This window comes from Niabella drilacis, assembly GCF_900101395.1.
In the GTDB taxonomy this organism is placed as follows: Bacteria; Bacteroidota; Bacteroidia; order Chitinophagales; family Chitinophagaceae; genus Niabella; species Niabella drilacis.
Genome location: NZ_FMZO01000001.1, coordinates 527,367 through 539,654, shown reverse-complemented (window position 1 = coordinate 539,654; position 12,288 = coordinate 527,367). Strand labels below are relative to the sequence as shown.

Annotated in this window: 7 protein-coding genes; all 7 read right to left on the bottom strand. The window is 50.5% G+C overall.

Annotated features, from left to right (window positions below; all coding sequences use genetic code 11):
* Positions 1-219: 219 nt before the first annotated feature.
* Complete coding sequence (locus BLS44_RS02415; protein WP_245729073.1) at positions 220-1,557, bottom strand: glucosidase family protein; 1,338 nt, start codon at positions 1,555-1,557, stop codon at positions 220-222.
* Between the two features lie 349 nt (positions 1,558-1,906).
* Entirely contained in the window at positions 1,907-4,384 is a 2,478-nt protein-coding gene (locus BLS44_RS02410) for an alpha-L-arabinofuranosidase C-terminal domain-containing protein (protein ID WP_245729072.1), read from the bottom strand.
* Positions 4,385-4,459: 75 nt separating this feature from the next.
* Entirely contained in the window at positions 4,460-6,622 is a 2,163-nt protein-coding gene (locus tag BLS44_RS02405) for a glycoside hydrolase family 43 protein (RefSeq protein ID WP_090388405.1), read from the bottom strand.
* Positions 6,623-6,639: 17 nt separating this feature from the next.
* Positions 6,640-7,743, bottom strand: a complete 1,104-nt coding sequence (locus BLS44_RS02400; RefSeq protein WP_143019635.1) for a glycoside hydrolase family 43 protein — start codon at positions 7,741-7,743, stop codon at positions 6,640-6,642.
* Between the two features lie 5 nt (positions 7,744-7,748).
* A complete protein-coding gene (locus BLS44_RS02395) occupies positions 7,749-9,689 on the bottom strand; it encodes a glycoside hydrolase family 97 protein (protein WP_090388404.1) in 1,941 nt (646 codons plus the stop codon).
* 120 nt (positions 9,690-9,809) lie between these two features.
* Positions 9,810-11,048, bottom strand: a complete 1,239-nt coding sequence (locus BLS44_RS02390; RefSeq protein WP_090388403.1) for a DUF4998 domain-containing protein — start codon at positions 11,046-11,048, stop codon at positions 9,810-9,812.
* 28 nt (positions 11,049-11,076) lie between these two features.
* Positions 11,077-12,276: a DUF5000 domain-containing lipoprotein gene (locus BLS44_RS02385; protein ID WP_090388402.1), complete on the bottom strand. Its 1,200-nt coding sequence runs from the start codon at positions 12,274-12,276 to the stop codon at positions 11,077-11,079.
* Positions 12,277-12,288: the final 12 nt, after the last annotated feature.

Below are 12,288 nucleotides of genomic sequence, written 5' to 3'. Positions count from 1 at the left end.
CACTTTTCAGCTTCAGTAACACGATCGGCAACCGGAATGCTTTGTGATTGAATTTTACTGCAAGGTCCATCGCGGTTACATCACATCTTCGTGATCCATTTTACCGCAAAGGGCGCGAGGGTCACGCAAGGCGCGCCAGGGTATCTGCCATAACGATTCTCATTGCGACCGTTGCGGATACGTTGCGTCCATTGCGGTTAATGGATCATCGACTACTCCCTATTTCACCGCCCTTGCCCAGCTTCTCAGCAATTCTATAGCATCATACAATACCCCCGCCTCACCCCGGAAATCACCCGAACCGGATGCTTTTCCGTTGCGCACATTATACCACTCATAAAATCCCTTGTTCTGCAATACCCGGTCGATCATCGGGCTCATTTCTGCATAGGCCTCCAATACCATACCATTTGCTGCCAGCGCCTGGATCATCCTTCCGCCAAACCAGGTCCAGTCGCCCGCATTCTGGTAGTTATAGGCCGCCATATTGGGAAATTCTTCCACCGGGTATGGCGGGTACACCGTCATGCCGATGGTGGCAAATTTTTCTTTTTCCGCCGCCCGTAAAAACTGGTCGTTGATCTTCCGGATCTCCGCTTTGCTGTGCAGTCCTGCAAGAACAGCGCAGGCCGTTCCGCCGGTATAGAGGATGCTGCGTTCATCAAAGTCTTTTGAAAAAGGGCTTCCGTTCAAATACAGGTGCGGTATGTATTTTGCCCGGCCCGCATCCCAAAGATGTTTGCGGATGTTCTTTTTAAGCGCAGCAACGGTAGTCTGCCATTTTTTATGCAGGGCACCGGAAGCCGGTATCATCGTCATAAAATCATTAACGGCCATTACAAACATGGCATTATCATAAATATCGATGGCCCATTTTGTTTTATCATTCAAAGCCACACCCCAGCCCTTCTCCGGCTGCACATCGCCCCAGTCGATGGTGGTGGCCCCTTTTACCAGGCCATACTCCTTCGACCAGCGATCCGTCATCACATAGTTCAGCGCTGCTTCCAGCCGCTGCAATACGGTTTTACCGCCGATCGTTTCCTGCAGGATCTCCTTATCACCAGTAACATCGATGTATTTTTTTACGGCCTGCACCAGGGAAGATTCCTGGTCAGTCTCCACCGTATTCTTATGTGCCGCCCAATCCGGCGCCAGCTCAGAATACCGGTACTGATACCCCACATTGGCCTGTTTTTTATGAATGGCCCCATCGGGGATATTGCCATCTGTACCCTGTATCTTAAAGAAGAGGAGCAGCGCATCCTTTACATCTCTCTGCTCCCGCGCCTTCAGTGAGCCCTTTATAAACGTATTAAAGTCGCGGATCCAGATCTCCCCGTAACCGGTACCCGCATTAAAACCGGTTAAGATGCGCAATGCGCGGGCCTGCACGGTGTCCAGCCGGGCATCGCTCCGTAGCTGCGCAGCCAGCTCCTGGTTGCTGATACCCGATGCGGCGATCCTCCCTGCGTAAGATGAAAGATTCAGTTTCCCGGTTTGCGCCTGTGCTCCAACCAGTAAAAAAACAAGATTCAGTAAGAATAATCGTTTCATAAATATTAATTAATGCTCCCGTATAAACCTCCGGACACTGCCCAGCCCAGGAACCTAAGGCATACGGGATTACTACAACAATAAGCCTTTTTATTTTAGCTGGCAGGCAAGGTTCCCCGCTGTTATAATGGGAATAGTCAATCTTATTTGTACATACATAGATACATAATGTTTTCCGGAGGAAAAAATTTTTTTTGCTTTGGGTTTTTAAATAAGGGGCGAAAGACGCATGGCAGCGAACATCCAAAGTGCCGATACTAAACCGATGATGGCCAACAAGCGCTCCCATACTACAACAGCAGGCCCCGGAGGAACCTGCTGCTGACGGTTTTCTATACGGGATATTTTGTTATTGTTGCTTTACGCGCACTACCGTGAACGAATAAGGCTCCAGGGTCATTTTTTCTGCTTCCTTCAGGGAAACCGTGGCCTCCACCGGAACCAGTGCCCGGTCGGCAGGGTTGCCCTGTAATACGGTCTTCTGTACCCGTTGCGCCAGCCGGAACCCAGCCAGGTCTGTTGTAACGGAAACGCTTACGGGCAACAGGTTCACCAGCTTCAGGACCAGGTCCCCGCTTTTTGTATCCTGCACCAGCGACCAGGCTACCCGATTGCGTACTTTTTCATTATTATCAGAATACAGTGCCGTTGCAGGGATGTATACATCCCCGGCATGCCTGCCAAACAGCTGCTGTACATAATAACCGGTAGTGGGCTTCACCGTGCTGTTGTTAAAATAGATCAGGTCCGGGCTCCACTGTGTATGCCCTTCCTTTGCCAGCAGGGGGGCATAGGAAGCCATCTGCACCACATCGCCATTCCGTTCCAGCGTGGTCAGATGAATAGCCTCAGCCAGTGCCGTTTCCAGGTTATTGGGCCTGCCCGGCAGATGTGCTGCATACTCACCCAGGTATACTTTTGATTTGCTGCGATCATATTTATCGTAAAAGTCCTGGTTATAAATAAACCAGCCCGGCGCTACATAATAGTGTTCATCCACCACCGGCACCCGGAGCTCTGTGGCCAGCTTCCAGCCCTGCTCATAATCGGTACCCTCAAAAAAAGGTCCTACCGTACCAATAACGGTGATCTCCGGATACTTTTTCTTTACCGCGTTATAGATCATCGTAAACCGCTCTGCAAACACATCGGAGATCAGGTCTTCATTGCCGATGCCGATGTATTTTAAATGGAACGGCTCCGGATGACCCGCCGCAGCACGCGCCTTTCCCCATTTTGTATGCACATCCCCGTTAGCCCACTCTACCAGGTCCAGCACATCCTGTATATAGCTGTCCATATCTTTTAAAGGAATGCCGCACTGCTGTCCACCCAGCGGATGTCCGTGCAGCCCCGAGTTCTGACAGGGAACACCGGCGGCCACCACGGGTACCGGCTGCGCGCCGATGTCTTCACAAAACCGGAAGTACTCAAAATACCCAAGTCCCATACTCTGGTGGTATCCCCACAGGTTCCGTTGCGGCTTCCGCGCTTCCAGGGGGCCGATGGTATTTTTCCAGTTATAGATATTTTCAATGCCATCTCCATGTGCCACACAACCACCCGGGAAGCGGATAAACCGCGGATGCAGGTCTGCAATGCTTTGCGCCAGATCTTCCCGGAGCCCGTTCTTCCGCCCCTTAAAGGTTTTCCGCGGAAACAGCGATATCATATCCAGGGCCACCGTTGCACCGGGTGGCAATGCCAGCTCCAGCCGGGCATCGGCAACCGTTTTTGCTGCTGTCAGTACTGCTGTTTGCTTTCTCCAGGCAGTGGCGGGTCCGCTTACAACGGCTGATGCAATCACGGCTCCGTCTTTGTCCATAAGCCTTGCCGTTAGTTTAACACCCCTTCCGGTAAGCGACCGCACAAACAGGGAAAGATCATACCGCTCCCCTGCTTTTACAGCAATACCATCAAAGCCTTCATTGCTCAGTGCCCCGCCGGAACCGCCGGTACGCAGCACGGCATAATGATTATTATTCGGATGAATGGGCGCCGTGGAATCGATGGTCAGCACGGTTCCGGCACCGGATGCCGTCCAGGCTTTTTGATGATTCCAGCTTTGATCCCGGTACTCTCTATCCGATGGATGATATTCAAAATCCCGGTTCTGGATCAGCTCGGCATATAAACCGCCATCTGCTGCATAATTAATATCCTCAAAAAAAGCGCCTACCAGCAGATCGCCGATCTTCTTTGAACGGGAGCGGTCGGGCCGGATGGATACACTTACCGGCTTCAGCGATGCAAAACGCAGGGCGTCCTCCCGGGTGGTCTCGCCCCACAGCTGGTTCCGGTACCGCGTAAGCTGCTCTTTCTTTATAAGTCCGTCTACAAGGGACCAGGGTACTTTTACCCGGCTGCCCGTTTCCGGCACACCCAGTACCACAGCCTCCTGCCGTTGGCTCCTTGCGGCCGCCACCTGCTGTGCCAGCGCGGGTTTCAGCTCCTGTTCATTCAGGTAATAAGATTGCGTGATCCAGTGAACCAGGTCCGGAGAACCAGTATAAGCCACGGGGCTGTTCTTGCCCCCCAGGTTCCATACACATTGCCAGGCGCCATCTGCCCCCGCAAACAACACCGGCGCGATCATCCGTTTTTCGCTGCCCCAACGCCCGTAATCCGATTTCACAAACCCAAACTCCGGACCAATAGCATGCCAGCCCTGCCCATCATTGCTCCATGCGAAATGCAGTCCGCCCCGGCCTTCATTTTGAACCTTTGTATAGGCAAAAAGCCAGGCAGAATCCAGATCCTGGCACCAGGCCCTGCAACAAAAAACAACCACGCACAAAAACAACCCTGTTATTTTTTTTACCATCATTTACTATCCGTTTTACATGATTGTGTAATGATCATCCTCCAAAAAAAGTTTAAGCCCCGGCGATCCGGTTAACCGCTATTTCAGGCTTACCGGCCCGATGCCCTTATGTGTGGGTATTACTTTTTTAATACGGCCGGCCGCATCAAACTCCATTTTATCGATACATACCTCGCGGTTATAGCCCGCTGCCTCCCCCATCGTAATGCCACGGGGATATGTAAACCGGTGGTATACGATATACCATTTGTCAGTGCCGGGTACCTGTACCACGGAATTATGCCCGGTGCCATAAATACCGGCTGCCGCATCCTTTTCAAGAACAATATTATCATCCGGTATCGTAATGGGACCCAACGGGCCGGCCGCAGTTCCATAGCGCACCCGGTAATTGGGACTGCGGGTATCATCCTCGCTCCACATAAAATAATAGATCCCTTTCCTGTAAAATGCATAGGTACCTTCCCGGAAGGTTTTTCCCGGCTTCAGAAGCGTTACCGTTCCGGGTTTAACGGAGATCATATCTTCATTCAGCTCGGCGCCGGCCATATATCCATTGCCCCAATACAAATAACTTTTACCGGTTTTCGGATCTGTAAAAACATCCGGATCGATCTCCTGTCCGCCCCGTACGCCCTCCGGTTTTTGCGCGATCAATGGTTTGCCGGAATCCACAAAGGGCCCGGCAGGATCATCGGCCACGGCCACACCAATTTTTTGTGCCGCGGTGTAGTAGTAAAAATATTTATACTGCCCGTTCACCTTCTTTTCAATGATGCAGGGTGCCCAGGCATTGCGGTTGGCCCAGCTTACCTGCGTTGGAAGATCGAGGATCACGCCTTCATCCTTCCAGTTTACGAGGTCCGGCGATGAAAATGTTTTAAAGTAGTTGCCGCTCCAGCCGGTAAAGCCATCGCTGGTGGGATAGATATAAAACTGCTTTGTTTTTTGGGCGTACAGGATCTCCGGGTCTGCATAATAACCATTCAACACCGGGTTATGATCCTGCAATAAGTGCACCGCCACGCTTTGCGGCTTTTGCCCCTGTATGGTAACCGTATAACGTACGGCCCCCTTTGAAAAATCAACCGGCCCGGAAGGCGTTATGTGTACACCCGGGAGCTTCATAAATTGCGGATCAAACCGTTTCAGTGAAGTGCCGGGCAACACCGGCAGGTACAGCTTTTTACCTGTAGTGTCCAACACGATATTATTTTTTTTCAGTGTTTCCGCCTGTGCCGCAGTGAGCACATCTGCCGGTCGCAGCCATTTGCCTGACAAGCGTGCCATTTCTTCTTTTGTAATGGGCAGCACCGTTCCATGCCGGGGATGAAAGTTCATCGATATGGCTTCATCCACTACGTTAAAATGCTCAAAGTCGGTTGTTTTTGTAAACTGGTAGCGTCCCCTGGTATATACATCATACATTAAAATATACCCGCTGCCATCATTCAGTTTAAATACCCCGGCGCCTTCCACCGGGTCTTTGGTTTGCTGTACATAGGTATCACGCAGCACATAGCCCTCCGTCAGTTTATCTGAAACCGCTATCTTAATGCCATTACCGCTACCCTCTGTTTTAAAAAACAGGTAATATTTTCCATCTTTCCATACAATATCACCATCAATACACGCCGTACCATGCGGGTTATAAAATAATTGCCGGGGCTCCGTTTCCAGTGCCGTAAAATCGTTGTTTGCATACGCATAATAGATCACATCCGGCTCATCACCGGCACGCATGGACCAGTAGACCATATACTTTTTCCTTTGCGGATCATAGATGGTTTGCGGCGCCCATACCCGGTTTACCTGCTCAAACTTTTTAAACGCCTGGGGAATATTGACAACGGAAGAGGTCCAGTTCAACAAGTCGTTCGACCGCAGCAACACCATGGCCCGGTTCGAGTTCCAGCCGTTGGCTGACACCATATCCGTGGCTACCATGTAAAACGACCGCTGGTCGGCACCCCGCAGGATATGCGGATCACGTACCCCGCCGGTTGTGCTGATCTTATCTGAGGCAATGACTGGCTGATCGCCATTAAGGGCTTTAAAATGATAGCCATCCGTGCTGATCGCAAACCGGATGGCTTCCTCAGCCTTGCTGTTACCGGTAAAATAAGTGAAGAGATACCCCGCATAGGCCTGCGGCCGTTGCGCGGATCTTTTTTTGCCTGTCTGTGCAAAACTTGTATAACAGCCCAAAAAGCAGATCCATAAAAAGAACCATTTCCTCATTTCATAAATTTTAATCCTCAAAAAATTTTCAAACCCCAATGTGCCGCTAAACGCCCGGCCTCTTTTTGGGTAAGATGGATGACCGAACCATGTTTGGGCGATACAAAATTGGTGGCCTTCATCACCCCCTCATTAAAATGTCCCAGGTTGGTGAAATGTACAAAATCAGCCGTTTCGCTAAACCCGAAGTTGTGTGGGTTGATGCCATAAATATCATACATCAGCACCCATTTATTTTCCCCGATCCGTTTCCAGGCATTGGGCGCCTCGCAGGCCCCGGGCTCGGGATCGCAGTAGGCCTCTTCATAGCGGTATCCCCCGTTCAGGCGATCCGATACCGCTTGTTTAATGCCGGGGACCCCATCATGGGGTACATAAAATAAATGGTACCGGCCATTTGCCTTTACAATATCACCATCGATAAAATTGCGGTTGTACTTTGGATACTGGAATAACTGCTGTGGTTCGGTTTCCAGTCCTGTAAACGTTTTATTAAGCCAGGTATAGTACAGCTTATTGAGTCCATTGCCAAAGCGCATGGTAAAATAAAGCATGATCTTTTCCTCCTTATCGTCATAGATCAGCTCCGGCGCCCAGGCGCAACCCATATGTTCCCAGCCGGGGAATGCCTTATCTACCCGCAACACACTATGCGACCAGTGCAGCAGGTCCTTCGACCGCATGAGTACAAGTCCCCGGTTATTTCCCCAGCCAAACTCCTTTCCGTCCCGCTCCCACTCAGTATTCCGCAAACCGGCTTTCTGCGCAAAAATATGCAGGTCCGTCATGGCCATATAAAAATAGCCGTCGTTGCCCCGCATGATGTACGGATCCCGGATGCCTTTTTGCTCAGCGATCGAATCGCCGCTGATCACCGGCCGGCCGTTGTTTACATCCGTAAAAGAATACCCATCCTTACTCAACGCAAAATACAGACCATGGGTATCATCTTTAAAATACACCATAAGATAGGCCGCCATATCTTTTTCAGCCGGTACCTGTGCAAGGGAGGGCGCTATGCAGCAGATCCATATGCAGCATGGAGCCATCCCTTTTTTTATTATCTGGTAAAGGACGGCGCCTATATTTCGCCACACTGCAATGGTATCCTTATTGCTCATTGTCTTTATTTTTTGATCACAAAACCACCACCAGGCTGCAGCACCAGTTGTACCATACCGCTGATCCGAAGGTCTGTCATCACCGGGGAACGGTCTTTGCGATCCGCGATCAGTTGTGCCGTATTTTTTTTGTTACCCAACACAGACAGATCCACCGTTAGTGTTACTTCCTGCTTTTGGGCATTGATACCGGCCACGTACCAGGTATCGCCATGGCGGCGCGCCAGCACCACATATTTTCCGGGATAACCATCGATATAGCGGGTTTCATCCCAGGTAGTGGGTACCTGTTTCATAAAATCGAGGCTCAGCGGTTCCGCATCGGTAAGATTATTGGGCGCCAACGCAAAAAACTGCACAGGGTTTTGAAACAATACCGAAACCGCCAGCTGAAACGCATCCGTGGTACGCCGTACTGATCCGCCGTCATTGTTCCGGTTGAGCCGCTTGTTTAAAAATGAGCCGCCAAACTCCATTGCCGCCACCGTATTGCGGATAAACGGGTGCAAACAGGCATTGAATGCCTCCTGGTCGCAGGCGGCCTGGGTGAACACCATATTTTCAGAAGCCAGTACCGCTTCACTTCCGGCAAAATTGGGATACATCCGCTCCCAGCCCCGGGGCAGGGTAGCACCGTGGAAGATCACCATCAGCCCATGATCATCCGCATCGCTCAATATGGATTCATACAGGCGCATCGTTTCCTGTTTATCGCCTCCAAAAAAGTCAACCTTGATGCCCTTTACCCCCTGCTCCTGCAGCCATTTCATTTCGCGTTTGCGTATTATGGGGTTATCCATCCGGTTTACAGGCCCCTGCTCAATATCATTCCAATACCCGCTGGAGCTGTACCAGAGAAAAACATCCACCTTTTTGCTTTGGGCATACCGGATCAGGGTCTCCATTCGTTTGTGACCGATATTCTTATCCCACCAGTTGTCGATGAGCACATACCGGTATCCCATGGCTGCTGCAAAATCAATATACCGGACCTGGTCTTCGTAGCGGATGCTGTTATCCTGCCAGAGGATCCAGCTCCAGACACCCTTTCCAAACGTATAGTTATGGCTTGTTTCGTACAGCGGTTTTACCACATCCCATGCAACCGTGGTTTCTGCGATCGGTTTTAAGGTTTCACCAACAGTGATGGTGCGCCAGGGTGTATGGCCCGGCAATGCAAAGGCCGGTGCTACCGTGCCGTTTCCATCATTTTCTTCCGGCATCGGAAAGGCGATCTGGTACAATCCACCGGAGCGGTATTCGCTAAGCCGCGCCGCACAGTACCGGCTGTCTACGCCCGTTTCGCTCACCAGCACCCAGCCTGCATTCCCCACCCTGAACAAACAGGGAAAGGTATATCCCTTGCCATATTGCGAAGGAGTACCCATGGGCACATCCGCCTTATAGGGCTCCTCATAACTGGGCTTGGTTCGTTTCCATCCGGTCATAGCATCACTCTGCGGCGTTAAAAAAGTAGTGGTCTGTAACGGGAAGCGGAACCCTGTAGCCTCCTGCGAAACCGCCACACCCGCCCTGCCGCTTTGCTTTGGAAGAGCATAACAAAATGCGATGTCATGATCGCTTACACGGAATATCACATCTACCAGCTGTTTCTTTGCATTGACAAAAGTGGCTACCAGCTCGTTAGCTGTATAATGCACCTGTGACCGTTTAGACCGGTTGAGCGTGTAATCTTCCGTGATCTTTGTAATGCGGTGCGCCGATAGTTCCAGGTCATGGGTAAAATCCCCTATCGTGGTTTGCAACCCCAGCGGTGAGGGCTCCAGGAAAACAGTGCCGTTGTAGGTCACTTTATAAACCGGGCTCCCGTTGGCAACAGATAGCATCACCTGCAAACGTCCGTCCGGACCCGTTACCTTCAGTTCCTGGCCGCCCGAAACAAGGGCTGCCACCCCACAAAAAATCACTAACAATAATCGCTTCATATACCAGACATGTCGCCAAAAATGGGCAATCCCACTCAATTTACAAAAAAATGTCAACATTACAATTATTATCCAAAGCCAGCCCCGACCGAACGGTGCTTTTTCAGGTCCTGCACTTCATTACTTTTTAACCAGTGTGATGTTCCGCACCACAAAATAGCTTCCGGGGTTTCCGTTGCCAACAATATTACCCAGGAACCCGATCGACATCAGTTTGGGCTCTGTCAGTATAAAATCAATGCTCCTGGTTTCTTCCATGCTGGGAGCCGTAGCGCCTGCCGGTACTCCATTGTACAGCGCTGCAGATCCCAGGGCAGTTGAAAGGCCCGGCAATGACGGGATACCGCCTCCGCCTTCTGCAACAATACAATGCACGGTCGAATTGGATTGGATCTCTGAATAATACTGAAAACTTAAGGTATAAGTTCCCGCAGGCAGGGGCGCCGATGTAACCTGGTAGATCTTTCCATCGACAACGGGTGTACTCCCCCAGGTTTCCCAACAGATCTGACCGGAATAGCCCCACCGGGAATCGGAAGTATAACCACCATTGACACCGCCTTTGTTTTTTGCTGCAGCATTGGTGATCCAGGGGGGGGCTAATGTCCCCCATCTTCCGTCAAACGTGTTCCGCGCAAAGCCGGGACCAGTATTTGACAAATACAGGCCCGTTACGTCTGCAATCACGTTGTGAGGTTGCAGCGCCGTCGCAAAGGTATCAATACAGGTAGCATCCGGCCGGAAGATGGTGCGGTAATAAAGCGGTGGCACGAGTTTTACTCCAGGCAGCAACGTTGACCCATCCGTAATGGGAACTGTCACCGTCTTTGTGCTCCCGTTATCGTTATACTGCACTTCGGTATATTTAGGACCTGTACTCAGATCCATCACGTCCCAGTTGACCGTAGTTCCGGCATCACTGTAAGTTAATGAGGTTACGGGACGGTCCGCCATTCTTTTGCGGAAACCATCTCCATAGGAAGTGCCGATGGCAAAAACATCTACCGATTTATTGCCTGCTCCGTCATAGGTAATGACCTTAAAACTCTTTACGCCCTCACTTACGGGAATGATTCGTATAAAGGTGTCGATGCCGGCGTACTGTTTGACATAATCATATGCCGCCGAGTCGGCTCCATTATCCCAGGAGATAACAATTTTACTCAGCTTCGGGTCTGACTTTAGCAGGCCGTAAAGTTGTATCCGCTCCTTGCCGGAATGAATTTTTACCGAGTCCATTTTCCCGGTATAAAGTATTTCCCCGTCCTGGATATATTTTTTAAACCCATCCCATTTCGAACAGGAGCAGATGATGCCGGTTGAAAGCAGCAGGACGATTATTAATTGAACATTTTTCATCCGTATATTTTTTATTTTTCAGAATGTCTTATCGGTTATCTCCAAATACACTCAATTCATTAATACTTTGGGCTGTGCCTCCGGCAAAATTCTCAAGGCACCGGATCCGTATGTACCGGACTTTGGGAGCGTTTAAATCAATGTCCCAGTTGAACCCTGCCGCTGCGGTTTCCTGGTCCAGGGGGCTGTCCGTGCCATAGGCGGTGCCTGATGGTTTCACAACCTCATAAGAGCCCAGTAAAGTCCAGGTATTATCGAAAGCTCCTGTAAGGCTTGGGTTGGCGGAGCCCCATATCTCAAAACGTTTCATGGTGGAAAGGAAATAGTACCGGGTGCCTTCCGGGAACGGTCTTATCCAGATACGGCTTAATTTGGCAGTAACGCCAATATCAAAGCTGATGGTATGCGGGCCGGAGCCCCCCGTTGTTTGCAGGGTAAAACTGGTATTGGGCCAGCCCAGCTTATTATCCCAGGCATATTCCAGCCGCGCGCCGTTGGTTACCTGCGGTGCATCACCAGGCAGTACTAAGGCCCTGAAAAGACTTTTGGGAAACTCGGCTTCAAACATGGGTTTCACTTTTTTGAAAACAGTATCGGTTGTATTGCCCCAGCGATCCCGTACCACAATTGGAAAGACATGTTCTGTAGTATCCAGCGCCCGGACTTTTGATAAAACAGAATCGATATTGGTATAAATGCTCTTATTGTTGTCAATGGCCCATTCTTTAAATTCATTTTGCCGGAGCACCAATATAGAAATGTCTGATTTTGTGGGATTGACAGCCGTAAGGTTGTACCCGCCAAATGCATTGACCACGTTAATACTTTCCAGTACCTGCCATATGGGCGCTTCCAACGGGGTCACCGTAACAGATACGGGGTCCGATTTTATTCCACCCCTGCTAACCGTATAAAGCGCCACGTTGTAGTCCCTGGTATCCGCAAACCCCACAACCGTAAGGGTATTGGAATAGTAGGCCGATTTTACTTCTGCAGGCTGTCCATTCGTCATCGTATACTTTGCAGCCACATACAACACATTGGGATCCCGGGGCAGCGTATAGGATATTTCCACCTTGCCATTCAGGTTTTTTACCCGTACATCTGAAAGCGGCTGCGGCTTATCAGTACTTTCCCCAACGGGCTGCCGCCAGCCCAGGTCCTGTTTGCAGGAGGCCAGGCTGATCATTGCCAATCCCCAAAAAAATATATTAAATACAGTTTTCATCCGTTTGCTTTT

Coding starts and splice junctions, on each gene's coding strand:
- BLS44_RS02410 (WP_245729072.1), bottom strand. CDS start 4,384: ATGATGGTAAAAAAAATAACAGGGTTGTTTTTGTGCGTGGTTGTTTTT.
- BLS44_RS02415 (WP_245729073.1), bottom strand. CDS start 1,557: ATGAAACGATTATTCTTACTGAATCTTGTTTTTTTACTGGTTGGAGCA.
- BLS44_RS02405 (WP_090388405.1), bottom strand. CDS start 6,622: ATGAGGAAATGGTTCTTTTTATGGATCTGCTTTTTGGGCTGTTATACA.
- BLS44_RS02390 (WP_090388403.1), bottom strand. CDS start 11,048: ATGAAAAATGTTCAATTAATAATCGTCCTGCTGCTTTCAACCGGCATC.
- BLS44_RS02385 (WP_090388402.1), bottom strand. CDS start 12,276: ATGAAAACTGTATTTAATATATTTTTTTGGGGATTGGCAATGATCAGC.
- BLS44_RS02395 (WP_090388404.1), bottom strand. CDS start 9,689: ATGAAGCGATTATTGTTAGTGATTTTTTGTGGGGTGGCAGCCCTTGTT.
- BLS44_RS02400 (WP_143019635.1), bottom strand. CDS start 7,743: ATGAGCAATAAGGATACCATTGCAGTGTGGCGAAATATAGGCGCCGTC.